This is a genomic window from Bacillus cereus group sp. MG16, assembly GCF_040459875.1.
Taxonomy (GTDB): domain Bacteria; phylum Bacillota; class Bacilli; order Bacillales; family Bacillaceae_G; genus Bacillus_A; species Bacillus_A paranthracis.
The window spans coordinates 1,996,369-2,022,368 of record NZ_JARVHE010000001.1 but is presented as its reverse complement, the minus strand read 5'-3'; the positions used below and the strand labels follow the sequence as shown (position 1 = coordinate 2,022,368).

Below are 26,000 nucleotides of genomic sequence, written 5' to 3'. Positions count from 1 at the left end.
AAGTTGGACAGATACTATAAGGGCTAGTAGACTTAACATACTAACCTAAGGGAGCGTGCTACTATGTCACGTCAACGTCGAACTTTTACACCAGAATTTAAACTTCAATTAGTAAAGCTATATGGAAATGGAAAGTCCCGTGCAGATATCTGTCGAGAATATGAAATAACGCCTTCTGCGTTGGATCGCTGGATTAAGAATCATCAAGAAACTGGGACATTTACTGCTAAAGAAAATCGGACAGAAGAAGAAAATGAGTTAATCAGATTACGTAAAGAAAATCAACGTTTAATGATGGAGAATGACATTTTAAAGCAAGCAGCGCTGATCATGGGACGAAAATAGATGTGATCCGAAATAACACTCACAAATATTCAGTATCAGCAATGTGTAACGTCCTTAACATCGCCAAAAGTACCTACTACTATCACGCCAAGCCGCGTGAACAAGACGCACATGAAAAAGAAGACGTTGAGCTTTCCAACGAAATAGAACGACTCTTTAAAGAAAGCCGTAGTAACTATGGTACTCGTAAACTCAAAGTAGAATTAAAGAAACAGAAGATGGTCGTTTCTAGACGTCGAATCGGTCGAATTATGAAACAATTAGGACTTGTATCAAATTATACGGTGTCACAATACAAGCCGTATAAACAAACCTGTAATGAAGCACCAATCAAAAATGAGTTACAACGTCAGTTTAAACAAGAAGAGCAATTAGCTGTAGTTGTCAGTGATTTAACATACGTCCGTGTTGAAAAAAAATGGCACTATGTATGCTTATTTGTGGACCTTTTCAACCGAGAAATTATAGGTTACAGTGCTGGTCCAAATAAGACAGCAGACCTTGTGTATAAAGCATTAGCGAGTATTAAAGGAAATTTACATAACATCAAGATGTTTCATACAGACCGAGGAAAAGAGTTTGATAATAAACTGATTTCAGAGGCTTTAGAAACATTCAGAATTCAACGATCATTAAGTATGAAGGGCTGCCCCTACGATAACGCTGTGGCCGAAGCGATGTTCAAAGTGTTTAAAACAGAATTCGCAAACGGAGCACACTTCGCTTCTCTTGAACAGCTCGCTCTTGAACTTGATGATTATGTTCATTGGTTTAACAACATTCGAATTCACGGAACACTAGGCTATTTAACGCCAGTGGAATATAAGAAACAGACCTTATAAAAATTGTCCAGTCTAGTGTTGACATTCCAGCCATAAATTATTTAGAGGACACTTCTGTATCCCTAAATAAATAAATTTATGGCTTACCTCAAATATCTCCGGCCTCGATTAACTTGTCGAAATTAATCATACCAAACCTATTAAAATTTGTGAATATTATTTTTTCAGTACAGTAAAGCTTTAATCAGTATAAGTTATATATCTATCTTATACTAATTAGTATTTGAACACATCGAATTTTTCCGAACAGCCCGATTCCTATGTAACTTCTTTAATTTCCATTCATACAAGATAAAATTCTATTGTCATTTGACATGATATTTACGTAAATCTAGGCTTTACTTAATTACAAATTCTTAATTTCGTATATCCGTTCTTGTAAGTTTAGGTTTCTTTTGAGAATGTGGTATATTTACATGCCCCGAAGTAGCCGTGGATTGTCTCCTTTCCTTCCTTGACAATTTAGGTTTCTTTTGAGAATGTAATTCTTTTAAATGTCCCGAAGTAATACCTTGTTTTCTAAAATCAAAGTAAAAATATACATGTGTACTTAGAGCTAAGAACACAACGGAAAAAAATGATAAGAGAATGATTAATAAAATAGCCATAGCCTTTTGGCTCAAAATTCCAATACTAATTTGACCAATCATATAACCTAAACTTGAAAAAAATACAATTTTAGGGATTTTCACATCTTGATCCGTTGTCCCTCTTAAGCGGGCTGTAAAATATTTAATCCAGAATAATTCAGATTTATAAACAATTAAACTATATGCAATAAGCGATAGAATAAAAAATAAAGGAGATTCTATTTCTACGAATTCGTAAGCTAACTTTTGCACAGCTATAAAACTACATAATGAAATACTTAACGTAACAAATCCAGAATATAATAAATGTTGCAACTGAGGCTGCCGAGGCTTATAAATGGAAACCCAAATCCCCCATAGATTACATATCACATAAAATGGTAAAGCTACGTAAGAGTATATATTGAACGGTGGAAATATGAATAAAATGATAAGTAGCATAAAATTCATGATAACCCACATAAAGGCCCCTACAATATTTCTTATATCAAATGGTATTAATATTCGTATACAATCCACTATGTTGTTGCCATTATATTTGTCCATTATGCATCCCATCCATTTCTTTCCTCTTCAAATCAACATATACCCATATATATATATACTCCAGATATACTAAGCACAACAGCAAATAAAGAAAAGACTAAAATTAAGACCGTCGCTAAACCGTTTTGTGATAATGTACCTATGCATATTTGTCCAATAACATATCCCAATCCTGATACATACACAATTGGAGAAATTTTTATATTATCATTTTCTTCATTGTTTAATCGCCTTAAAAAACTTTTCATTCCAATAGAAATTAATTTATAGTTTGTAAGAATGTAAAGCAGAAAAGTAACAATAAAAAACAGAGGTGTTTCAATTTTAATAAAAGTATATGCAATCTTTTGAATCACTATAAAGCTTCCAAAAGAAAAAGTTATTCCCATAAATCCATTATATAAAATGTGTACCAACCTTAGCTCATTTGGTTTATAAAAAAATACCCATACTCCCCATATATTAGCAATCAAAAGAAAAGGTAAAATTATATATAAGTATATAGTAAAGGTTGGTGGAAATAAAAATGGGGTTAAAATCATAAAATTAATAACTACCCATACCATAACGACACTCGATCTTACACTGCCAGGCATCACTTTCTGAATAATTTGTTCCGTGCTCTTTCCGTGGTATTTTTCCATATTTATCTCCCAAAAACTAAAAAATTTTATCTAAAGTTGCTCCGATTCCAGTTTTAACTTTATCTTTTATCGAATCCTGTTTACCATCATGATTCCAATCACCTTTGATTCCATCAGTTACTATACTAGCTCCTATAGAAACACCAAAGCCAATACAAGCCCCAGCAGCAGTTCCGATTGGACCTCCCAAAAAAGTTCCAACCAATGCACCTGCTTTGGCTCCCGCAAAAGCACTTACAGCAGTTGTACCAACCCCAATTGCTGTATAGCCTAAAGCAATTGTTTTTAATTTTAATCAATCTTTAAGAAATTCTTTTGGTGATAAAATATGTCTTTTTACATCGTCTATTTGCTTTACTTCGGCTAGAGGTAATGTAGTATGTAATCTCTAGGAAATATAATACAATAAAAAAATGATTCAATCTAGTAATTGCCAACACTTATAACTAAAAACTAAAAAAATTCTAATAACAAAAAAAGAAAGAGAATTAATTTGCATATATTTTTATAATAATAATGTCTCTTCACTACACAATCTTTATTTTTTAAGCTAAAAAAATAGAAGTATCGTTCTATAAAAGACAATACTTCCTTAGTTACTTAAAAATCACATAATAAATTACCCATTACCTCTTCAATCACTACATCTAGATTTACTACCTCTTTTTCCGAACGCCATCCTATAAAAGCATCTGGTCTAATTAATACAGCTCCTCCATCACTTAAACCATATAATTCGCTAAAAACATTTTCTTGAGCAATAAAATCTCCACTTAAACCAACGCGATATACTTTTATATTTACTCCTAATTTAGCTGAAACAGTATGTGCTGATTCAGCCCAAGAATCATTTTCTGCTCCAGTAAGCAAAACAAAATCGTTACCTAATAAATCAAGGACAGAGACTTCTTTCTCCTCATACATTCCAATAAAATGTGGTGCTCGCGTTCCAGGTCTTCCGTTCAACTGTACTATATCCATTCTATGTGGAGTGACTGAGTCATCATCTATTATTGCATCTGAACTATAATGATACCCAGCAGTTACAGCTAAACCATCCATCTTATTCAAACTGCCTTCCTCTCTATTCGCAGCACGAAACAGTAAACTACTTGCATAATCTGTCGTTAATTTTGCAACAGGATATCTCTCTTTATGATATGTTTCTAACAGTTTTGGTTTTGCCTTTCCTTTTATAACAGCCGCTAATTTCCAGGCTAGATTGTGCGCATCTTGTATTCCTGTATTCGAACCAAATCCTCCTGTTGGCGGCATAATATGCGCTGAGTCTCCAACTAAAAAGATTCGATTATCTTGAAATTTTGTAGCAGTACTTTCAGTCGCTTCCCACGGTAAAACACTTACTATTTCTGACTCAACATTTGTACTTCCTATTGCGGTTTGAATAATTTGTTTACAACGTTCTATAGTGAAATCCTTTGGCCCCTCTCCTTTTAATGGATCGTAGGATACATGATAAATCCACCTTCTTGCGTTATCAACTGGAATAAGTGCACCAAGAACTTCAGGATGAAGTACCATAGTAAAACCAAATGCATCTCCTTGCATAAACTCACTTAAATCTGCTTCAAAATAAATATTCATATAATAGCCACCGATTGTACCTCTTCCATCGGTACGTATCCCTAGCTGCTCACGTGTTTTACTTTTCGCTCCATCCGCTGCAATTACATAGTCACAATGAATAATACTTTCTTCTTCCGTTTCACGATTCCGAATCGTTGCGATTACTCCTTGCTCATTTTGTTCATAAGAAACTAATTCATGATAAAAAGATAATTCTCCGCCTAATGTTCTCGCTTCTTGTAACATGATCTCTTCTAAAGTAATTTGATAACAAGCAGTTTGTTTTAATGGACTAATCTCTTCTATTTTCTGAAGTAACTTTTCATCATTTTCATACTGATTCGCCCTCATTTGTGCCAATTCTTCCTGATTCGCCTCAGCTATTGTATGCACCGCTATTCTTCCTCGGCAATTTTCTAACGCTTTACCCGCTGATCTAATTCTTTGTTCTAAACCTAATTCTCGAAATAACTCCATCGTACGAAAAGTGATTCCACCTGCTTTTGGATGAATTGCAGTAGACGGATGCCTTTCAATAAGTAAGTACTCAATATTATGTTTTGCAAGAAATAACGCAGATGCTAACCCTGATAATCCCCCTCCAACAATTAAAACTGGTACATCATTCGATTCCATATACTTATCCTCCACATCATTGTTCTGAGCTCAGTGATATAAATATAATCAAAAAAACAACAAAGATATAGACTTATATTTCAGTTTAAATTATCATATAGATAGATTACGCCCCCAATTTTTTTTACTTTTTCATACATCTATAATCAGCTTGAATTATGCATGTATGAAAGAGTAAAACGAAACAACTCACTTTAAAATAATAAAAACATGATAAGCGGTCGTAACCCTATAAATTATATAAGGTTACGACCGCTTAATTTTTTGGCCAATAGCTTAACCTTTCTCATCTGTAAACAACGTATTATTAAAGCCTTGTTTATCCCCCTACCATTTTCAACATAAAAATTTCATTCGTCTCGATTTTCTTTCCCAATATTGCAGCACATACAATAATCATGTAGCATTACCGTATCGATGTAATGGTCCATCATCTTAAACCTTTCGACTAATTTCCAGGAGGTATAGTGATTGAAATGAATAAAAAAGAACAATTAAATGTTATAAAAAAAGATTTTATAGATTCTCAAAAAGTATTATTAGCAATTGGCGATGAAACACGTCAAGCTATTTTGTTAGTTCTCATGGAAACGGAATGTCAAACAGGATTACGTGTAGGTGAAATTACGAAACAAACACACCTTTCTCGACCAGCGGTATCACATCACCTTAGAATTTTACGAGAAGCCGGTATTATTTTAATGCGAAAAGAAGGTACAAAAAACTTTTATTATATTGATATACGTACAAAATTAAGTTTATTAAAAAATCTTGTATTAGATATCGAAAAGCTATTGCACAACTTTTATCCCACTTTAACGGGCAGTAAGACCCCCACCTCAGAATTCAGCGAAAGCAAAGAATTTAGATAGGGGATCAACTGCCCATAAAAGTCCGATTGGTTCAACTAATAATCAGTGGGGGATGAAGAACCCCCCCACTGATTAAAGTTTCACTTTATTGAAATTTGGAGGTATAAGAAATGAAAGCGATGATAATTGATAAGTACGGAAAAGTTCCAATGCGCATGACAGAGGTACCTATTCCTGAAATAAATGAGCATGAAGTGCTCGCAGAAATTCATGCAGCTAGTATTAACCCAATTGATTTTAAAATACGCGATGGAAAAGTAAAGATGTTACTTAAATATGAAATGCCCCTAATCCTTGGGAATGACTTTTCTGGTGTCATCATAAAGGTTGGATCAAAAGTAACTCGTTTTAAAGTCGGCGATGAAATATATGCACGTCCAAGAAAAAATAAGATTGGTACTTTTGCGGAGTATATAGCCATTCATGAAGATGACATAGCTTTAAAACCGAAAAATTTAAGTTTTGAAGAAGCTGCTTCAATTCCACTTGTTGGCTTAACATCATACCAAGCATTACATGACATTATGCAATTACAAAAAGGTCAAAACATTTTAATTCACGCTGGATCTGGCGGTGTTGGTACTTTCGCAATTCAGTTAGCAAAAATAATGGGCGCTACCGTTACAACAACTGCTAGTGAAGCTGGTTCCGATTTAGTAAAGTCTCTTGGCGCAGATCAAATTATTAATTATAAAACAGAAAAATTTGAAGAAATACTAAAAGATTATGATGCAGTATTTGATACAATCGGTGGTACAACACTTGAAAAATCATTCGATATTATAAAAAGCGGTGGCAACATTGTTTCTGTTTCAGGAATGCCAAATGCTCGTTTCGGTAAAGAATTTGGTTCTGGATTTTTTAAAACATTCTTATTTTCATTAGCAAGCAAAAAACTTACTGCACTTGAAAAAAAGCATAATGCTCAATATTCATTTTTATTTATGAAGCCAAGCGGCGATCAATTACGCACTATTGCAAACTATATTGAAGCTGGCAAAATCAAACCGGTAATCGATCGCGTTTTCCCTTTTGAGGATGCTCAAAAAGCAATGGAATATTCAGAGGCTGGAAGAGCAAAGGGGAAAATAATTGTAAAAATGAAATAATAATAAAACCTCCATTTTCTTAAAATGGAGGTTTTAAATTTGCTGTTAAATAGACATAGTGTACTGAAGTCCTTACAATAGATTGCAAGGGGAAATATCATATTATACTTTTAGCTAATTTTACAAAGAATACATACGTACAAATACATAATAAAAAAATAAACAAGGAGGAGATAAAATGACTAAAAATAATGAAGCTGGTTGGAATTTAGACCATAGTTATACGACTTTACCACAATCATTTTATACAGAAATCCCCCCTACTCCCGTAAGTTCACCGGAGTTAGTTAAGCTAAACCATTCGCTAGCAATATCTCTTGGCTTTAATCCTGAAGAACTGAAGAAAGAAGCCGAAATCGCTATTTTCGCCGGTAATGCTCTCCCAGAAGACGCTCATCCATTAGCTCAAGCATATGCTGGTCATCAATTCGGGCATTTTAATATGTTAGGCGACGGTCGTGCTCTTTTAATTGGCGAACAAATTACTCCTTCAGGTAAACGTTTTGACATTCAGCTAAAAGGTTCTGGCCCTACTCCGTATTCACGCCGCGGTGATGGTCGTGCTGCACTCGGTCCGATGCTACGTGAATATATTATTAGCGAAGCAATGTATGCACTTGATATCCCAACTACCCGCAGTTTAGCAGTTGTCACAACTGGTGAACCAACCTATCGTGAAACAAAGTTACCTGGAGCTATTTTGACTAGAGTAGCAAGTAGCCATATACGCGTCGGCACATTTCAATATGCTGCAGCTCGCGGTTCTATCGAGGATCTTCAATCACTAGCTGACTATACAATAAAAAGGCATTATCCAGAAATTGAAGCTCATGAAAACCGATATACTGCATTGCTACAAGAAGTCATAAAGAAACAAGCAAGCCTCATCGCTAAATGGCAACTTGTTGGATTTATCCACGGTGTAATGAACACTGACAATATAACAATTAGCGGAGAAACGATTGATTACGGTCCTTGTGCATTTATGGATAATTATGATCAAGGAACCGTATTTAGCTCGATTGATACACAAGGTCGCTACGCATATGGAAATCAGCCATATATGGCCGCATGGGATCTCGCGCGACTAGCTGAATCTTTAATACCAATCCTGCACGAAGATGAAGAAAAAGCATTAAAGATTGCTCAAGATGAAATTTCAAAATTTAGCGTACAGTATGAAAACCAGTGGTTCCTTGGAATGAAAAAGAAATTAGGACTATTTAGCAATGAAGAACAAGATCAATCACTTATTGAGCAACTTTTAAAAATGATGGAGAAATATAAAGCGGATTACACAAATACATTCCGTTCATTAACTCTTAATACGATCGAAAATACAGCTCTATTTGAAAGTCCTGAATTTAAAGAATGGTACAAACTGTGGCAATCTCGATTAGAACGACAAGAAGAATCGAAAGAAAATGCCTACGAAATGATGAAAAATAATAACCCATCCATCATCCCTAGGAACCACCGTGTAGAAGAAGCATTAGAAGCAGCTGTTACAAGTGGAGATTATAGCATAATGGAGAAACTTCTTGAAGCTCTAGCAAATCCTTATGCGTATTCTACAGATCAAGAAGAATACTGCGCTCCACCTGCGCCTACGAATCGTCCTTATCGTACTTTTTGTGGGACTTGATGGTTTAATCTCTTTTAATGTGCTTTCAATTATTGAAGGCACATTTTTTACATAGGCATAAATCGTACTCCAATCAAACCACACATATATCACTATTCCAATCATATTAATTGATTATCTTCGTGAAAAATGTTGAGAAATATAAGTTTTGCTTTTTAGTATTATTATTTTTGTTATCATTATTTATAAGAATATTCTAAAAAGGAGGAATCTTCATGTTTACATCCACTAAAAGTGAACAAATCACACAACTATTAAATGAGTGGTACATAGAAATCCGTTTAAGACGCATTGATAGCGCAAACCGTTTTAAAGAACAAATAGATAATAGAATCAATATTTTAAAAAACGACTATCCAAAAGGTATACCTGATCAAAACTTATTGCTATATTATTCTTTACTAAATTTCCGATATAATTATTTAATTGATAATTTAGGCGTCTCTAAAGACAGTTTTAATAAAATTGAGTCGTTTGAAATTCCAACAAATAATTTCTTATCATATTACTATCATTTCTTTAAAGCTATTCACTCAGATGCAATTGGAAACTATATACTAGCGAGAGAACATTATGATAAAGCTGAAGCTTTGCTTCAATACATTCCAGATGAAATTGAGAAAGCAGAGTTCTACTATAAACTAGGATATTCCTACTATGATAATCAACAAGCACTTCAAGCCATCAAAGAAGTAACAAAAGCTAAAGATATGTTTTCTAATCATCTAGGATATGAAGTGAATGTAGCTTTTTGTGATAACATTTTAGGTTTAGCATGTATAAACTTAAAAGAATGGGAACTTGCTGAAGAACACTTTACAGCTGCAATGAATCAATTCCAAAAAACAGGAGAAGAAAAATTCATTTTAATGGTTCGACATAACTTAGGATGGATGTATTCAAATCAAAATCTTAATGCATTAGCTATTCGTTATCTCTCTGAAGTTATCGAGAAATCCCCAAATCATTATAAAGCTATCTTTGCTAGTGCTTTAGAATACTACAAATTAAAGGAACTTAGCGTCGCAGACGAGCTAATAAAAAGAGGATTAAATATTAGTAACGAACTAAAACAAGAGGAGTTCCAACATCGCTTTATGATTTTACAAGAACTAAATAACAGTTCACCTGTTAAAACACTTGAAAAAATAGCATTAGCAGGAATTAAATATTTCGAACGCGAAAAATTATACGAAGATGTTCAGGAACAATATGAAACATTGGCAATTAAATTCTATGATGAAAACGAACATTCTGAAGCAAGTAAATATTTTTATATGGCATTACAAGCAAAGAAAAAAGCAAATGCTAAAGGAGGATTAAAATGAAAAAATTACTCTTAAGTTTTATGGGAATCGTTACAATACTAGCATTTAGTACTGGTATAACAAGTCCAACAAATTTGGATCATTCTAATACTAAGATACAAAGCCTTTCTGTAGGTGATGGAGGCGGTTGATCTATACATTTGTTCACGCGAAAAAATGAAGTCATTCATTATCGTATGACTTCATTTTTATTCGTTAAAATTTTTGCTTCTTTTTCTTAGCTCTCTTATTTCATTTACATTATCAAAATCAATAATATATAACTTGTTTTTTCTATCACAATGAATTCCATGTCATCATTCTAGCAATCCCCTTACTCCCCTCACTACCAACTTTCTCAAGTTCCTCCACAACTAATTTCCGTCTCTCTACAGAATGATTTTGACTTAACTTCGCTTTTCCTTCTATTTTATTTATCTTTACTTTGAACCCAACTATTCCCTTACTTAATCCTCCCATATAATTCGGGTCTACATCATTAAGTGAGTAGGCGCTCTCTGGATCTTCATACTTATGTACTAACTCTTGAAGAGAATCTATTAATTCCTGTTCATCTTCAACAATTTCTAATTCACCATATACATGCACTGCAACGTAATTCCATGTTGGTACTGCATTGTTTGTTTCATACCATGACGGAGAGATGTAACTATGTGGTCCTTGAAATATAGCTAGTACTTGCTGAGTCCCAATATCTTTCCACTGTTCATTCGGCCGTGCGAAGTGACCATGTAAAGTAAGGGTCTCTCTATTTAATAACAATGGTAAATGCGTTGCATATGGTTCCCCATTATGTTGAGAAAATAACGTTGCAAAGCTATTTTGTTCCATTATTTCGTACTTCATTTCTTCATCTTGTATTGCGAAATATTTTGGTATATACATAACCTCCCTCTTTTCCGGTCTTTTATTTCTCATTATATTTAAGTCTTGTGGCATTCAACAGGGCCAGTTTGTATTTGTTTTATAATGGCAGCGTTCTATTTCAAAAGAATAGGCAACATGTATTCCATGCCGCCTTAGTTTATCTTTTCTAATATATTTGTAATAAATGCTGTCTTACCTTCACTATAGCTCGTTCTACTTTTTGCCTCTCTTGCTAACTCTTCCTTTAAATGTCCATATTCAACAGCAACATCTTCATGTTCACGAAGATAATCCCGAAACGCTATATGTCTTCTTAGCTCTTCACTTTCTTTATCACACACATACAAATGATGTTCCATCCAATCTGTACTTTCTCCGTCCCACGGAACGAAAGCGTCCTTTCTGCCAAACGCCTCTCTCCCTTTGTAGCTCCATTCTGCCTGATGGTAGTATCCTATCGTTTCAAGTTTTTTACTACTTCAGGAAAGATTTCATAATCTTCTATTACGATATCAATATCTAATATTGGTTTTGCTGCAAGCCCTTTAATAGATGTACTCCCCACATGTTCAATGGATAAAATGCTGTCTTCCATTACATCGTTAATGAGAGTTTGTAGCTTATTAAATTCACTTTCCCATTTAATGTTATATTCTTCGATAGTAATTCTCTGTTTCAATGTATCCCTCTTCTCAAAAGCAACTATAACCTTTGAATATGAGTATCTTTAAAGTGCCTCTCATATTTCAATCCATATCCAAACATTCGATCCATTCCAATATGTGCTGTCCATATTAAACCAATCATAATAACTATATCTATCTTAAAATAAGCACCTATGATAACAATTAATATCGATATGATATATGTGTGAAATAAATTATAAATGTTAGCCCCAACATGATTATTTATACCATACGCTAACATTGATAAATCCGGAGCTAAAAGGAACAGAAAAAATATTATCCAACTAAATTCATATAATGAATACGCATAAATCGCAGCTATGAAAACAACTAGCCCTTCAAAATGTACAATACGTTTTTGCATTCTTTATCATTCCTATTTTTCTATATTTACCGATAAAGTTTCATCACTGAAAGTATCCTTTGCATTTTTTGACCAGATGGTTGCTAAAATCGGTCCTGCAATGTTATGCCATACTGCTGCTAACACACTTGGGAGTGCGGCAACTGGTCCAAAATGTGCAGTTGCTAGCGCAACACCTAAACCTGAATTTTGCATTCCTACTTCTATTGAAATAGCCCTTCTTGTCCCTTCGTCTAGTCTAAGTATGAATGCTGTTATATATCCGAGTAAAAAACCGAAAGCATTATGGAGCATAACGGCAATAAAGATAAGAAGGCCTGAAGAAGTAATACTACTTACATTTGCTGAAACTACCGCTGAAACAATAATGATAATTGCTAAAACTGATATGAAAGGAATAACAGTCATTCCTTTCGTAACAGTTTTCGGGAAAAACTTCTTCACTACTAATCCTAAAATAATAGGTATGATAATAACTTGTACGATAGAAAGAAACATAGACATAGGATTAACCGGCATCCATTGTCCTGCAAGCAATAGTAAAATAAGAGGTGTAGCAATTGGTGCTAGTAACGTTGATAATGATGTCATTGCAATAGACAGCGCTAAGTTCCCTTTTGCTAAATAAACCATAACATTTGATGCGGTGCCACCCGGTACTGAACCGAGCAACACTAATCCAGCTGCTAATTCGGCTGGCAGATTCATAACGTAGGCTAGTACGTATGCGACAAGTGGCATAATAATAAACTGAGCACATACACCGATAATAACTGGCAATGGTTTTGTAGCAATGATTTTAAAATCAACAGCCTTTAACGTTAATCCCATCCCAAACATAACAACCCCAAGTAAAATCGTTATGTAACTAGTTAACCCCAGAAATGGAGCAGGAATAAAATACGCAATAGCTGCAATACAAATAACCCAAAATGCAAAATATTTTCCAGCTATATTACTTATCGCTTCTAGTACTTTCACCCCATCATCCCCTATCCTTTAACTGAAAAACTTTATTCGGATTCAAAATATTTTGCGGGTCAAGAGCTTTCTTTATTTTTTCCATTACGAGTAATGCCTCCCCATGTTCTTCTTCCTGATACTTCCGTTTTCCAATACCAACGCCATGTTCCCCTGTACATGTTCCTCCTCGTTTAAGAGCATATAGAACGATACTTTCATTTATTTCATCTGCTTTTTCCACTTCTTCTTTATCGTTTGGATCAACCATCAAGAGCACGTGGAAATTCCCGTCTCCTACATGACCAAGAATACCACCAACAAGACCATTCTTTTCTAATGTCTCTTTCGCTTGTTGGATAGCTCCAGCTAATTCTGAAATAGGTACACATACGTCTGTACTCATAAGCTTTTTACCAGGATAGCTATGAACGTAAGCATATGCTAGATTATGCCGTGCATCCCATAATTTATTTCTCGCTGCAGTTTCCGTTTCAAAAGCAACTTCTTTACATTTATGATCAAAAACAATTTCCTTCGTAAATTCAACATCTTGCTTTAACCCTGCTTCATTACCGTGAAACTCTAAAAACAATGTAGGTTCTTCTCTGTAACTTGTTTCACTATAATGATTGACTTGTTTCATAGATAGTTCATCAACGAGTTCAATTCTCGCAATCGGAATACCCGCTTGCAATATGTTAATAACAGCTTCTACTGCATCATTTATAGTTGGAAACGATGCTCTCGCGGCCATAACATGTTCTGGTATACCGTATACTTTTAATGTTAACTCCGTAAAACATCCAAGTGTCCCTTCTGAACCTACGAAAATACCATTTAAATGATAACCTGATGATGACTTCGCTGCTAAATTCCCAGTATGTATTACTTCTCCATTAGCAAGAACGACTTCTAAATCACGAACTTGATCACGCATAACACCATACTTCACGGCTGTCGTTCCACTCGCATTTGTAGCAGCCATTCCACCTAACGTTGCATCTGCCCCTGGATCTACACTAAAAAACAAACCGTATTTCTTCAATTCTTTATTGAGCTGAGAACGAGTCACTCCTGGCTGTACTTTCACCAGAAAATCTTTCTCTCTTATTTCAAGAATTTTGTTCATTAATGAAAAATCAACCGTAATTCCTTTTTCATAAGGAATTACATGTCCTTCTAAACTAGAACCTACCCCAAACGGAACGACGGGTGTCCCGTGCTCACTCGCTATTTTCATTATCGTGCTAACCTCTTCTGTCGTTTTCGGAAAAACTACTACATCAGGTAAACTACTGGCATGATAAGATTCATCTTTACTATGTAACTCTCTTACTGTCGTATTCACAACTACTCGATCGCCGGGAAGTACACCCTTTAATTCATTTACTAAACGCTCTACTGTTATCTCCATCGTACATTCTCCTACTTTCTATAAATTAGAATTACAAAATATGTTAAGTGCTTTATACATAATAATCCGAAAAATTAAATAATTCAAGTTTTATACATATGCAATTCGTTTCATACTGTCGAATAAACAAAAAGAACTTGCAATACCTATCGCAAGTTCTTTTCTATAAAACTACATTTTAAACGACTTCTTTATTAACAACATAAACCAAATTAAAGTAAATGCCATCAGCGAATGAGAAAAACCAACAATATAAGTTAATCCTTTAAAGTTCGCTCCATTTAACTGAAGAAGCCCTCTTGCTGCTAGCGAACCTAACATTAAAATTAATGCGATATTATGTACAACAAACCACTTATTAAAACTTTTCGCTTCATGAAACGCGAATACTTTTGCTAATCCTAAAGCAATTAAAAAGAAGAAAAAGCCGAGTACAAGTGTATGTGTATGTAAAAGGTTTAACAAAGTAGATCCTACAATCCCTTTATACTTTCCATACTCCCTAGCGAAAATCCCTGATAATAAACCGATAATCAAATACGTAAACGATGCATTATATAATTTCTTCATTATGTACCTCCTTGAGTAGAATGTGTAGTGTGTCATATTTAGTAATAATGATAGTTATATAGTAAAAACTCCTAGTCACCTAGGAGTCATTGTATAAGCATCTCACTCTTTACAATCAATTCTAATTATAAAATATCCCTTTATACAAAACAAACGAACTTTATGTGAACAATCCGGGCTCTTTTAAAATATGTTGCGATTTTGTATTACACAATCCATACTAATGATTATAAATGTTAAAGGTGGTGCAGTAGCTTGATAGTTCTAGAAACGGAACGACTCATTCTTCGTTGGCTCGATATAAAAGATGCTCCGTTTATTCTTGAGTTAGTAAACGATCCTGCATGGATTCAGTTTATCGGTAATAAAGGAGTTAGAACCTTGGAAGACGCAACAAATTATATTGTAAACGGACCAATCGATATGTATAACAAACTTGGATTTGGTCTTTACTTAGTAGAGCGAAAAGAAGATCTCACTCCACTCGGTATGTGCGGTCTTATTAAAAGAGATTCATTAGAAGATGTTGATATCGGCTTTGCCTTTTTAGAAGAATTCCGTTCAAATGGATATGGCTACGAGTCAGCTTCTGCTGTAATAGACTACGGTGTACAGAACCTAGGTCTGAAACGAATTGTAGCAATTACTACTATTGATAACATCCATTCAGGAAAGCTTTTAGAAAAAGTAGGATTGCAGTTCGAAAAGATAATTTCAGACTCAGAAGAAGGTTTAAAATTATTCGGGTATAACGCGTAAAAAAGATTTTGAAAGAAAAACCCTTGATTTGTCTACGCTAAGCAGAAAATCAAGGGTTTTATTTATGTTCTAAGAGGCGTAATGATCCAATAGAATGCTCTTCAATATGTAAATCTGTTTCGTGATGTAGTAAACCATCAATGACATGAACGGCATCCCTAGCATTCGGATTAATCACTTTTGTATGAAAGCTAGAGAATTGATCACTCATAAAGCGATAAAGTGAAACTTTAATTAGTTTGGGTTTTCTTCATCCCCCACTGATTATTTGCCTTCACCAATCGGACTTTAATGGTAGCACCTTTACCTGTTCCGTACTGTGGATTTGCGTCTGCATGTAAAGATGAAACCCCCATTTGCATGCCCATCCCATCTGAAGACGAAGTGGTACCATCTCCCCAATAAGAAGCTAAATCTAGTTGGTGCTGGTAATTTACTAATGTTGCTTGTGCCTTATTCATTGAATCTTCACCACTCGTTTTTTATCGGACTTCTTTTTACTGTACTTTTATTTTCTTTATGAGTTATTAGAAAAATAATTGTCTATATAAGTCTTTATTTTTTCAAAATTCTTTTCCATAAATAAGTTTGCTGGTACTTCAATTATTGGAAGATTATTTTCATTATCAAAAGGTGGACACGGTTTAGGAACTACCAAATAGTCAACTGAGTTTTTATCCCTAATATAATTAATCGAAACATCATAATACTCAGAAAAATATTCCTTCAAATCATCCTGATTCCTTAAAAATGGTAGAGAAAATATTGAACCATAATTTATACCAGCGTCGACAATTAATACAAAGCATATTTTTTTCATGATACACCCTCCTCGTATAATAAGTTTTAAGTTAATAACTGTTCCTTGAAAATTAAATAGTTTTTATCTTCAAGAGCTACATCAAAAAAATGATGTATGGGTAAAATTTAGTCTTGGATACCAGGGGGTTTCCCCAAATAATGGAAGTACAGAAATGGATCCATCGGGAATATGCTTACTCCTCCTGTAGTTCGAGCACGTTAAAAGACTGCGACCCAGACCAAAATGCACTGCATACGCACAAGCTGTATCGGTTTCCTTTTTCTTTATATTCAATTAAATTATATCATTATTTTACATAAATTTACAGACTTTGTTTTTTATTTTATTGGTAAACTTATGCTTAGCATGAATTGGAGTGCTTTGGATTGAATTAGCGGTACCTCGTCAACGTTGTACACAGTGCAATTATACATTTACTTTTGATTACGGGTTAGGGCTGATTCACTCTTCAACAGCCTCATTTCGTCGTGAAATTGTACAGCGTTGTAAGGGGCGCGCTTTGTCAGATGTTGCTTGCGAATATAACTTGCCTTACACCACGGTAAAGCGCTGGTTTTATTGGTATACACCTGAACAATTCCATGATGAAATAGCTACTCGAATTTGTGTAGATAAGTTTGCGATTCGTAAAGAGCACACGTATGCAACAAGTGTGCTAAATGCAGATACAGGGCGTGTTTTAACTGTCGTTCCGAATCGTAATCAAGAGGTAATCGAAACAGGCAAAAAGACGATTAGCTGATTGGATAAAACGCTATCAATTCCATGTTTGTGGTGCGGTTGCGAAAATTGTGAAAAGCTTCGTATTACGTGAGAAAGCGATGCTCGATACAATTGTGTCACCTTTATCCAATGGAATCATGGAGGGAACAAACAATAAGATTAAACTTATCAAACGGCGTGGGTTTGGCTACAGAAGTGATGACCATCTTTTCTTGCGCATTCGCTTAAAAACAGAACGTTGATTTTATCAACCCCATCTTTTGGTGATGATCCTTTCATATCGCATTTTTGGTACTTTATAAAAATAATTCTTCCGTTTATAAATTTATTATATTAATATATCAAATAAAGAGGTGAGAATAAATGGGACAACCACTATTTTTATTAGTTCTTCAATTCATTGCATTTATATTAATCATTTGTATCTTATATGGAATCTTGTATAATGTCGTATTGAATTTAAATATGCCTAAATGGACTGCACATATGGTAGCTACGTTATTTTCTCTTGGTAGTGCCTATCAAGCTTTTGTAATTTTTTTTGTATAACACGCAACAAAAAGGTCGCCACTCACGGCGACCTTTTTACTATTTCACTTCTACCGTATAATTCCCTGTTCCCCCGCCATACTGATACACATGTAAATAATATTTCCCTGGATACGTGTAGTAACTTCCTACTAACTTATTTCCTTCTTGCTAGGCATACGTAACATAATTATTTAAATCTGCTTCCGAATAAAGAACCCAGTTTACTCCAATATTATTTTCCTTCGTTACATTAATTTGCAGGTTTTTCGCCGTTTCCACATTTATTTCAAAGTAATCACTCGTATCACCGTTTCCTAAACTAGCACGTAAAACTTGATTGAATTGCAGTTTATTTGCTGTCTGGAATGAGTTATTCAGCTCTTTTTCTACACTATTATCTTCTTTCTTTTGAACCGTTACATTCGTTGTAACAGTATTCGTTAACCCTTTATCATCTGTTACTGTTAATTTTGCCGTATATGTTCCTTCTTTTGTGTATACATGAGTCGGATTTTGTTCATTACTTACAGTACCATCACCAAACTCCCATTTATAAGCAACAATTTTTCCATCTTCATCTTTCGATCCATCGCTTTTAAACGAAATTGCTGCATTTACATTTCCGCTATATGGGCCGTTTATAACCGCAACTGGCGCTTTATTCACAGCGCCTTCTTCCGTATTAATACCATGGAATACAACATCATACTCAAATTGTCCTGATGCATTCACACGATAATTCACGAAGTACGCTGTTACTGTTTTATAGCCTGTCCATTCTTTTGCACTTAAACGTTTTAACGTATCATTTACGTTTTGTGTAATTGATTTCCAGTCTTCATATTCTCCTTTTGCAGTCGTACCTGTATATGTTCCTTGTAGTGTAAATGTATGAAAGAACTGTGATTTGTTTTTCTTAACCGATACATTACTTAATTTTGCTTCTGCTGTAATTTCTGCTGCAATATCTGAAACTGGTTTCGGTGCGTGCGTCGCTAAATAATCATCTGATACTAATGGAACATTATATTTCTCACGGTTATCTACTAACATTTGCATATAGTCTTGATACTCTTTATTTAAATTCGCATCTTTACTTAAAGCAGAGCGGTATGCATCATATGCTGTTACATCATTTTTTCTAATAAGATCATGAATTTTGTCAAACATATCATATCTCTTATTGTACATGTACGATTGTAAAGCGAAGGAATAATTATAGAAATCCCACGTCCCATACTTTGCATTTAACGTTCTCTCTGCCGTATAACGGTCTGCTGGATTTGAAGATATTCCTCCTATAATGCTCTTTCTCGGTACAACATTATCTGTTCTCGTTGCACCTGCAAAAAACTCCGCATTCCCTTCTTCAAACCAAGATAATCTCTCATTCTCATACATCTTCCCTTGTCCCCAAAGTCCTGGCACTTCATATCTACCTTGTAAATAATGCGTGAACTCATGTCGGAACAATTCTTCCAAACTATAAATGCTTTCTTCTGGCGTACGTTCATAAGTAAAGAACGTACCTGTTCCTTCTATATAAAGACCGCCATTATTCGTTTCATACCCGTATAATTGACGGTTAAATTGATATTCAGCTGGGCTATTATAAATAACTATCGTTAATACATCATCAGGATTGCCTTTTTCTAACGGCTGGTCACTTTCAACCGTACGATGGAATTGTGCCTTCACTTCTTTTGCCGCCCAATATAGACGTTTTACTTTTTCCTCAGTCACCTTATCTCCAGCTTTTAACACAATTGCTCCATCATCGAACGTATACGTTTTCGGTAAATATTTTTTCTTACCATCTTCTCTTATTTGATCTAGATCAACCACTTTACCATTCGCATCTTTCCCGCCATAATTCGTCGCAATTTGCTCAGCAGCTACGAAATATTGCTCACCTAAATATGGATAGATTTTCATGGCATCTGTTACAACTTGCAACCCTTTCGTCCCTGTACTATGGAACGTACCAAGTCTACCTGTATAATAAATACCATTATTAATAAGCCAACCATTCTTCTCTGTCACCGTTCCAATTAAAGCAAAACGACTTAATTCATTAATATAGCTATCAATTTTTTGATACCATACTGTATCTTTCGGTGCTTTTCTCGTATCGTACAAATATGATTGAATATCATAATCAACACCTTGCATAATATCGTAAATCGCATTTCCAGCTGAAAGATTATCTACCAATGTAGAAAAATTATCATTATATTGTTTAAAAATCTTTGCAGCTGATGTGATCGTTTCCACATCACTTGAAGCATTTCCAATTAATTTTCCATATGATGAGACAACTCTATTTTGTTCTAACGTACCGAGTTTAAAATTCGGGTTATTCGCAATCGTTTTTAGTGCAGGTAAGCATTTATCATGATAACTTCGCTCATTTAGTTTACTTAATTCTGTATGATAAAATCCTAAATAAAAACCAGATCGTAACACCTCTACTAAAGTCTCAATCCCTTTTGAATCATCTTTCGTATAAGCTTGTCCTTGTTGGTTCAATTTATCAATAATTACCTGCATTCTACTATCATTTTGATAGAATGCAAGACTATCCTTATTAAACTGAAATAGCCCAGTAATTTGCTCCCAATCAATTGTTACAAGTAAGTCCACTAACTGCTGATTGCTCAATTGATTTAATTCAGCAATTGTATACGTTTTCGCTACAGCTAATTGCTTACTTTCCTTTTTCACTTCAGGCGGTCTTTGTGACAAATCAGCAAATTGTAGCCTTTTCTCAAAAGACTTATTTTCCAACACTTTTGATGAATGAGCTAATTCTTGCACCGGTAATTGTAAACCAATCGGCTCCATTTTGAGCACATTCCGATATGAAACTTGCTCTCCCTTTGTACCTTCTGCCAATGCGTCCCCTTGAAAACTCCCTAATATTAAACTAGCAAAACTTACCCCTACTAACACTTTTTTTGAATAGCCTTTCATGCTCTCCCCTACCTTACATTTTTTAGTGTACCGCACCATTATTTTACTATTTTTACTTTTTATACTGTATTGAGAAAAAATAAGGTAACGTTCACACATGTATCCATACCATGCAAAATTAACACTTGACTTTATGTGCGTTTTATATCAAAAAAAGATAGATAATAGCGAAATTCCCGCTACATCTATCCTCGTTTTCAAAACTATGATTTTAACTTTATGAATGTAACTTCTGGTAATGTTTGCATATGCTGAATAAACTCATTCTTTTCTTCTGACGATATGTTTTTCAGTTGAATCCCTACCTTATAAACAGTTTCTATCCCTTGCTGTGAAGCTTCCACTTCATATGAAAGTATTGGAATGCCTTTCATATGAAGTGTTTCTAATATTTGTTGTACTGCTTCACGTTTATTTATACACATTTGCACCATTATATTTTGCGGAAATAAAAATTGCACCTTAAAAATACGACTTACAATCTCTAAACCAATTAAAACGAGAATCGTCGCTCCAATTCCTACTACATACATACCAGCACCAATTGCTAATCCAATTCCTGCTGTAGCCCATAAACCAGCTGCTGTCGTTAATCCTTTCACCGCCTGCTTTTGAATAATAATTGTACCTGCACCTAAAAAACCTACTCCACTAACAACTTGCGCTGCAATACGACTCGGATCTAGCGCCATATGATCTTCATTCATAATATCTGAAAAAGCATATTTCGAAACGACCATTATTAAAGCACTTCCTACCGCTACTAGGAAATGTGTTTTTAAGCCCGCTTCTTTTGATCGAATTTCCCTTTCAATACCGATTATTGCTCCTAAAAAACCAGCAACACCGATTCGTATAATGAAATCAATATTTACACTCACGAGCCCTTCCCCCTTTCATTCATTATAGATAGATAAAATAAAAATTATCACACACATCCATTTATCGATATGAAGGAATTTTACTAAAATACACTTAATACCTAGGCTGTTTTATGTTAATATTTTAAATATTAACATAAAATAAATAACTTCTAATTTTAAACATCCAATCATTTTCTTGAAAAAACAAAGGTGGATAACATGAAATGAGGTTGAGAAAATCAAGAAAACGCTTTCATTTTGTGTCGTAATTTTTTTATACATACTACATAAATAAAGGAGCTTATTAACAATGAACGTCTCTTTACTTACACCTACTACCGATTTACAAGAAGAATACTTAGATTTTTATAACGAATGGAAAGATAGTGGTGAAACGATGATTCCGTGGGTTATTACAAAGGATCCTTCTAACTTCCCTGCTATGGTACAAGAATTACTCGATGCACATAATGGAATAAATCTTCCTGACTCTTGGGTACCAGATTCTACGTATTGGCTCGTTACAGACCATAATAGGATCGTAGGAGCTGTTAATATACGTCATAGTTTAACCGAACATTTATTTAACGCTGGCGGTCATATCGGTTATGGCATTCGCCCTTCTGAAAGAAGAAAAGGTTACGCTACGAAATTACTAGCATTATCACTGGAAAAAGCGAAGCAATTAAACATCACGAAAGCACTGATCGTTTGCGATGAAGTAAATACTGCTTCAGAAAAAACAATTTTACATAACGGCGGGCTTCGTGATGAGGATTTCATTGAGGAAGATGGGAATGTAGTAAGACGTTTTTGGATTGAGCTATGATGAAGTCCTCCAATGAAAATAATCTTGTTATAGAGAAGTATAGTAAAAATAATGAGCTACAAGTAAAACAACTTATTGATTTATACAATGAAGAATCGTACGTATTTCACTTATTACGAGATAATAAAACAAAATGTGCGTATGTTGCCTACTATAAAAAAGATGTAGTAGGCATCTTTTTCACCTGGGGCAGTAACTTCCATCCATACTGCACATACTTTCGAATATATACGAATCCTTTCTATGCAGAGCTACACATTGAAGAATTTTTATTAAACGAGATTCAAAAGCGAGAAAACTTTAAACTCCCATTACAAACCTCTATATGGGAAACATCAGCTCATTTAAAAACGTTTTTTGAAGAACATAATTTTACGGAAATTCGAAGAACATATATGCCGATATTAGACTTACAAAAAATAGTTTCTATCGATATAGTCCCTAATTCAAATTATCATGTAAAAACTTTATCGAACATCGTATCAAATAATAATTTATTAGAAAAACTAGCCTACTTAGTAAAAGAAAATTATGAGCAAACCCACCTAGCAAATCCCGTTGCCGCATTCCCACTACAAACTTGGTAAGAGATGATTTTAGCTGATGACGTACTACTAGATGGGAGCTTTCTCATTATAGATGAAGAGCATCAAATTATGGCATACTCTTTCCTCCATACATCAGAAAAGGATAATACGGTAGAACTAGGATGGTGCGGAACTCACACGAAAGACGATTTATCCTTACTGAAACTGCTCGTTTTCGAACAATTTATGTATGTAAATAAACATGGCTATTCTTTCATTCAAGGTGAATTCGATTCAACAAGTATATATGCAATGGAGATATTAAAATCCGTTCCTTTCAATCCTTGTGCTACCTGGATTACGTATCAAAAAGAAATCGGAAGGTAATTATACACCTTCCGACTTCTTTTATGCTGTTTCTATTTCAAACTGTACTGTAATACCACTCGGGTCTACTACAGTAAATCCAGTTAAAATCTCATTTATTCCATGTTGTTTTTCTATTAATCTTTCTTTCACTTCATCTAACGCTTCTTTATGCGGCAGTACTATCGTATACACTTTTAATCCAGTTGCATATGCCGGTGGGTGCGGATTATTTACTCCGTTCCACGTATTTGCACCTATATGGTGATGATATCCTCCTGCAGAAATGAATAAGCAGTCATCTTCGCGTTGTTGCACTTCAAACCCTACTGTCTCTACATAAAACTCGTGTGACTTTTCTACATCAGCTATTCGTAAATGTACGTGTCCAACGACAGTATTAGCAGGTAATCCATCAAATTCATAATCAACAAGCGTTGCTAGTTCTTTTAAATCAAGCGGGGTACTTCCTCCTGGCCCTTCTCCCCATTGATCGCGCGGACGATCCGCATATATTTCAATACCATTTCCCTCTAAGTCTTGTAAATAAAACGCTTCGCTATACGTATGATCACTCGCACTATTAAACCTTGAAATTGGTAAAATTTCATTTGAATATGTATAACGCCCCTCTTGCTCAGCTGGACTATCAATTACATTCTTATTACGAATCACACCAAATAATGCCGACGCAAAAGCCTCACGAGTCGGAACCAAAAAGGCTACATGATATATACCAGTCGTACGCGGCTCTTGCAGTACCCCGTCCTCTAACTTTTCAAGAACAAGTAATGTATTTTTTCCACCTTTTCCAGATAAATATGCTTTATTCCCCTCTTGCTTAATTACTTCTAAGCCTACAACATTCTCATAAAAGGCAATTTGACGTTCTAAATCTATCACCTTAAATTCAACATGACCAATACGTGTTTTCGGATGAATTTGTACCATGAATAACTTCCTCTCCAACTCTCTTTTATTTTTATATAAGTTGATGGACAATAGCCACATTCAACGAACATAACTTAATTTTTTTTTTCGTAGCATCAACTTTCAGCCATTTTTTTGATATTTCGCTTAATGTGCCATCTTGTTCTAATTCTTTTAACGATTTATTTATATCTTCTAACTTTTCGCTCTTTTTTGCAAATGGAAATGCAATCTCTCCCCATTTAAGTGGACCAAATCCTACTTTCACATTATCTAAGTCCGCTTTTTTAATTGTTGTTTCTACTTGCACTTTATCATTATAGTAAGCATCTACACGGCCAAGTCCTACTTCGTTCAATTCTGCTGTTGGATCCTCTGAGAACGTTTTAATTGTAAAAGCATTATTTTTATTTAAAGCTTTTAATTCTTGTTCCCCAGCTGTACCAAGCCCCACACCTACAGTCTTTCCTTTTAGATCTTCTAACGATTTAATTGTATTATTATCTTTCTTCACCGCGAAAACAGATCCTGAATATACATACGGAATTGAAAAGTCATATTTCTTTTTTCTTTCCGGAGAAACCGATAATTCATTTGCAATCGTATCAATACGACCTGAATCTAATAAACCGAATAATCCTTCAAAATCAGAAACGTTCCATTCAACTTTATATCCAGCTTTTTTAGCAGCCGCTTCAATAATTTCAGCATCAAAACCTTTTACTTTCTCACCCTCTTTAAAAATAAATGGACTACGACCTGCAGACGTCCCAACTTTCACTACTTTTTCATCTGTTTTTTTGCTCGCTGTATCTGAACCACAAGCAGATAAAAGCCCAATCGATACTGTTAATGCCAATGTTAGTAATAATGATGATTTCCTCATAATTTTCCCTCCTAAATAACGAAATGATTGCCTTCTTCTGAAGCATTCAATTGTCGCAAAAACTTTTTCGTACGCTCATTTTGTGGATTCCGAAAAATTTCTTCTGTCGTTCCCTGCTCTACAATAATGCCATCAGCCATAAATATAATACGGTCCGCTACTTCTTTTGCAAAATTCATTTCATGTGTGACAATAACCATCGTTATATGCTGCCTTGCCAAATCCTTAATGACTTGCAATACCTCGTTCACTAATTCTGGATCAAGTGCAGAAGTCGGTTCATCAAACAATAATACAGCAGGATTTAAAGCCATTGCCCTAGCAATACCTATTCTTTGTTGTTGCCCACCTGATAACATCGTTGGGTAAAAATTTTCTTTTTCAGCTAAACCTACTTGTTTTAATATTTCTCTTCCTATTCTTTTTGCTTCTTCTTCACTTTTTTTCTGTACAACTGTTAATGGCGTTGTAATATTTTGCAATGCTGTTTTATTTTTAAATAAATTATAGTTTTGAAAAACCATTGCTGTTTTTTGGCGTAATTTTATTATTTCCTTTTTATAAAGCTTCTTCGCATGAATCTCTAAATCTTCAATTCTAATACTTCCATCCTCTGGTTGTTCTAATAAATTTAAACATCTTAATAGTGTCGATTTACCTGAACCAGAAGGTCCAATAATGACTACTACCTCCCCTTTACCGACAGTAAGTGAGATTCCTTTTAGTACTTCATTTTGTTTGTAAGACTTATACAAATCTCTTGCCTCAATCACACATATCAC

23 protein-coding genes and 6 pseudogenes are annotated in these 26,000 nt (G+C 34.6%); 12 read left to right on the top strand and 17 right to left on the bottom strand.

Annotated features, from left to right (window positions below; all coding sequences use genetic code 11):
- Positions 1-63: 63 nt before the first annotated feature.
- Positions 64-1,187, top strand: a protein-coding gene (locus tag QCI73_RS10380) for an IS3 family transposase (RefSeq protein ID WP_085964333.1) whose coding sequence is annotated in 2 segments (ribosomal slippage) — positions 64-310 and positions 310-1,187 — 1,125 coding nt in all. Because the reading frame shifts where the segments join, the coding sequence is not laid out codon by codon here.
- A 356-nt stretch (positions 1,188-1,543) separates the two neighbouring features.
- On the opposite strand, the gene QCI73_RS10375 is transcribed toward QCI73_RS10380, so the two are convergent.
- The 4 genes and pseudogenes from QCI73_RS10375 to QCI73_RS10360 form a co-directional block, all read right to left on the bottom strand.
- Positions 1,544-2,335: a hypothetical protein gene (locus tag QCI73_RS10375; protein ID WP_262725987.1), complete on the bottom strand. Its 792-nt coding sequence runs from the start codon at positions 2,333-2,335 to the stop codon at positions 1,544-1,546.
- Positions 2,310-2,967: pseudogene (locus QCI73_RS10370) on the bottom strand (hypothetical protein). Before QCI73_RS10370 ends, QCI73_RS10375 begins: the two are co-directional and overlap by 26 nt.
- A 16-nt stretch (positions 2,968-2,983) precedes the next feature.
- Positions 2,984-3,346, bottom strand: a pseudogene (locus QCI73_RS10365) (WXG100 family type VII secretion target); the annotation flags it as partial.
- 221 nt (positions 3,347-3,567) lie between these two features.
- Complete coding sequence (locus QCI73_RS10360) at positions 3,568-5,190, bottom strand: FAD-dependent oxidoreductase (RefSeq protein WP_353822848.1); 1,623 nt, start codon at positions 5,188-5,190, stop codon at positions 3,568-3,570.
- A 467-nt stretch (positions 5,191-5,657) separates the two neighbouring features.
- Between QCI73_RS10360 and QCI73_RS10355 the strand changes: the two genes are divergently transcribed.
- The 5 genes from QCI73_RS10355 (at position 5,658) to QCI73_RS10335 (ending at position 10,275) form a co-directional block, all read left to right on the top strand.
- A complete protein-coding gene (locus tag QCI73_RS10355) occupies positions 5,658-6,062 on the top strand; it encodes an ArsR/SmtB family transcription factor (protein ID WP_353822847.1) in 405 nt (134 codons plus the stop codon).
- A gap of 110 nt (positions 6,063-6,172) precedes the next feature.
- Positions 6,173-7,171 (top strand): NADP-dependent oxidoreductase, encoded by a 999-nt coding sequence (locus tag QCI73_RS10350; RefSeq protein ID WP_353822846.1) that lies wholly within the window; start codon positions 6,173-6,175, stop codon positions 7,169-7,171.
- Between the two features lie 178 nt (positions 7,172-7,349).
- On the top strand, positions 7,350-8,816 hold the full coding sequence (locus QCI73_RS10345; RefSeq protein ID WP_353822845.1) for a protein adenylyltransferase SelO: 1,467 nt from the start codon (positions 7,350-7,352) through the stop codon (positions 8,814-8,816).
- A 215-nt stretch (positions 8,817-9,031) separates the two neighbouring features.
- Positions 9,032-10,144 (top strand): response regulator aspartate phosphatase, encoded by a 1,113-nt coding sequence (locus QCI73_RS10340; protein WP_353822844.1) that lies wholly within the window; start codon positions 9,032-9,034, stop codon positions 10,142-10,144.
- Entirely contained in the window at positions 10,141-10,275 is a 135-nt protein-coding gene (locus tag QCI73_RS10335) for a hypothetical protein (protein ID WP_000735070.1), read from the top strand. Before QCI73_RS10340 ends, QCI73_RS10335 begins: the two co-directional genes overlap by 4 nt.
- Positions 10,276-10,420: 145 nt before the next feature.
- On the opposite strand, the gene QCI73_RS10330 is transcribed toward QCI73_RS10335, so the two are convergent.
- The 6 genes and pseudogenes from QCI73_RS10330 to QCI73_RS10305 all read right to left on the bottom strand — a co-directional run bounded on the left by QCI73_RS10330 (position 10,421) and on the right by QCI73_RS10305 (position 15,008).
- The gene (locus tag QCI73_RS10330; RefSeq protein ID WP_353822843.1) at positions 10,421-11,029 is read right to left on the bottom strand and encodes an FMN-binding negative transcriptional regulator; all 609 of its coding nucleotides are present in this window, start codon (positions 11,027-11,029) and stop codon (positions 10,421-10,423) included.
- A gap of 134 nt (positions 11,030-11,163) precedes the next feature.
- Positions 11,164-11,690 (bottom strand): annotated as a pseudogene (locus QCI73_RS10325) (GrpB family protein).
- A gap of 23 nt (positions 11,691-11,713) precedes the next feature.
- On the bottom strand, positions 11,714-12,061 hold the full coding sequence (locus QCI73_RS10320; protein ID WP_048550272.1) for a DUF4260 domain-containing protein: 348 nt from the start codon (positions 12,059-12,061) through the stop codon (positions 11,714-11,716).
- Positions 12,062-12,073: 12 nt separating this feature from the next.
- Positions 12,074-13,042 (bottom strand): bile acid:sodium symporter family protein, encoded by a 969-nt coding sequence (locus tag QCI73_RS10315; protein ID WP_353822842.1) that lies wholly within the window; start codon positions 13,040-13,042, stop codon positions 12,074-12,076.
- Between the two features lie 4 nt (positions 13,043-13,046).
- Positions 13,047-14,438: an FAD-binding oxidoreductase gene (locus QCI73_RS10310; protein ID WP_353822841.1), complete on the bottom strand. Its 1,392-nt coding sequence runs from the start codon at positions 14,436-14,438 to the stop codon at positions 13,047-13,049.
- A gap of 171 nt (positions 14,439-14,609) precedes the next feature.
- Positions 14,610-15,008 (bottom strand): DUF2871 family protein, encoded by a 399-nt coding sequence (locus QCI73_RS10305; RefSeq protein WP_353822840.1) that lies wholly within the window; start codon positions 15,006-15,008, stop codon positions 14,610-14,612.
- Positions 15,009-15,263: 255 nt separating this feature from the next.
- On the opposite strand from QCI73_RS10305, the gene QCI73_RS10300 reads away from it, so the two are divergent.
- Positions 15,264-15,767: a GNAT family N-acetyltransferase gene (locus QCI73_RS10300; protein ID WP_353822839.1), complete on the top strand. Its 504-nt coding sequence runs from the start codon at positions 15,264-15,266 to the stop codon at positions 15,765-15,767.
- A gap of 94 nt (positions 15,768-15,861) precedes the next feature.
- Here the strand turns inward: QCI73_RS10300 and QCI73_RS10295 are convergent.
- Together QCI73_RS10295 and QCI73_RS10290 are read right to left on the bottom strand one after the other, a co-directional pair.
- Positions 15,862-16,237: pseudogene (locus tag QCI73_RS10295) on the bottom strand (Tn3 family transposase); the annotation flags it as partial.
- A 47-nt stretch (positions 16,238-16,284) separates the two neighbouring features.
- Complete coding sequence (locus tag QCI73_RS10290; protein WP_262726002.1) at positions 16,285-16,587, bottom strand: hypothetical protein; 303 nt, start codon at positions 16,585-16,587, stop codon at positions 16,285-16,287.
- A gap of 358 nt (positions 16,588-16,945) precedes the next feature.
- On the opposite strand from QCI73_RS10290, the gene QCI73_RS10285 reads away from it, so the two are divergent.
- From QCI73_RS10285 to QCI73_RS10275, 3 genes are all read left to right on the top strand, one after another.
- Positions 16,946-17,332, top strand: a complete 387-nt coding sequence (locus QCI73_RS10285) for a transposase (RefSeq protein WP_262726003.1) — start codon at positions 16,946-16,948, stop codon at positions 17,330-17,332.
- A 4-nt stretch (positions 17,333-17,336) separates the two neighbouring features.
- Positions 17,337-17,555 (top strand): transposase, encoded by a 219-nt coding sequence (locus QCI73_RS10280; protein ID WP_353824100.1) that lies wholly within the window; start codon positions 17,337-17,339, stop codon positions 17,553-17,555.
- Positions 17,556-17,676: 121 nt separating this feature from the next.
- Positions 17,677-17,862 (top strand): hypothetical protein, encoded by a 186-nt coding sequence (locus QCI73_RS10275; protein WP_071741760.1) that lies wholly within the window; start codon positions 17,677-17,679, stop codon positions 17,860-17,862.
- A gap of 39 nt (positions 17,863-17,901) precedes the next feature.
- On the opposite strand, the pseudogene colA reads toward QCI73_RS10275, so the two are convergent.
- Positions 17,902-20,817 (bottom strand): annotated as a pseudogene (colA, locus tag QCI73_RS10270) (collagenase ColA).
- Positions 20,818-21,020: 203 nt separating this feature from the next.
- On the bottom strand, positions 21,021-21,698 hold the full coding sequence (locus tag QCI73_RS10265; RefSeq protein WP_353822838.1) for an MgtC/SapB family protein: 678 nt from the start codon (positions 21,696-21,698) through the stop codon (positions 21,021-21,023).
- A 292-nt stretch (positions 21,699-21,990) separates the two neighbouring features.
- Between QCI73_RS10265 and QCI73_RS10260 the strand changes: the two genes are divergently transcribed.
- On the top strand, positions 21,991-22,509 hold the full coding sequence (locus QCI73_RS10260) for a GNAT family N-acetyltransferase (protein ID WP_001103128.1): 519 nt from the start codon (positions 21,991-21,993) through the stop codon (positions 22,507-22,509).
- Positions 22,506-23,423, top strand: a pseudogene (locus tag QCI73_RS10255) (GNAT family acetyltransferase). The gene QCI73_RS10260 and the pseudogene QCI73_RS10255 overlap by 4 nt, the downstream one beginning before the upstream one ends.
- Positions 23,424-23,444: 21 nt before the next feature.
- Here QCI73_RS10255 and QCI73_RS10250 read toward each other — a convergent pair.
- From QCI73_RS10250 to QCI73_RS10240, 3 genes are read right to left on the bottom strand one after another with little or no spacing between them, the layout of a single operon-like run.
- On the bottom strand, positions 23,445-24,353 hold the full coding sequence (locus QCI73_RS10250; RefSeq protein WP_318582468.1) for a VOC family protein: 909 nt from the start codon (positions 24,351-24,353) through the stop codon (positions 23,445-23,447).
- Positions 24,354-24,384: 31 nt separating this feature from the next.
- Complete coding sequence (locus tag QCI73_RS10245) at positions 24,385-25,218, bottom strand: amino acid ABC transporter substrate-binding protein (protein WP_353822837.1); 834 nt, start codon at positions 25,216-25,218, stop codon at positions 24,385-24,387.
- A gap of 11 nt (positions 25,219-25,229) precedes the next feature.
- Positions 25,230-25,991 (bottom strand): amino acid ABC transporter ATP-binding protein, encoded by a 762-nt coding sequence (locus QCI73_RS10240; RefSeq protein ID WP_029439257.1) that lies wholly within the window; start codon positions 25,989-25,991, stop codon positions 25,230-25,232.
- Positions 25,992-26,000 lie beyond the last annotated feature (9 nt).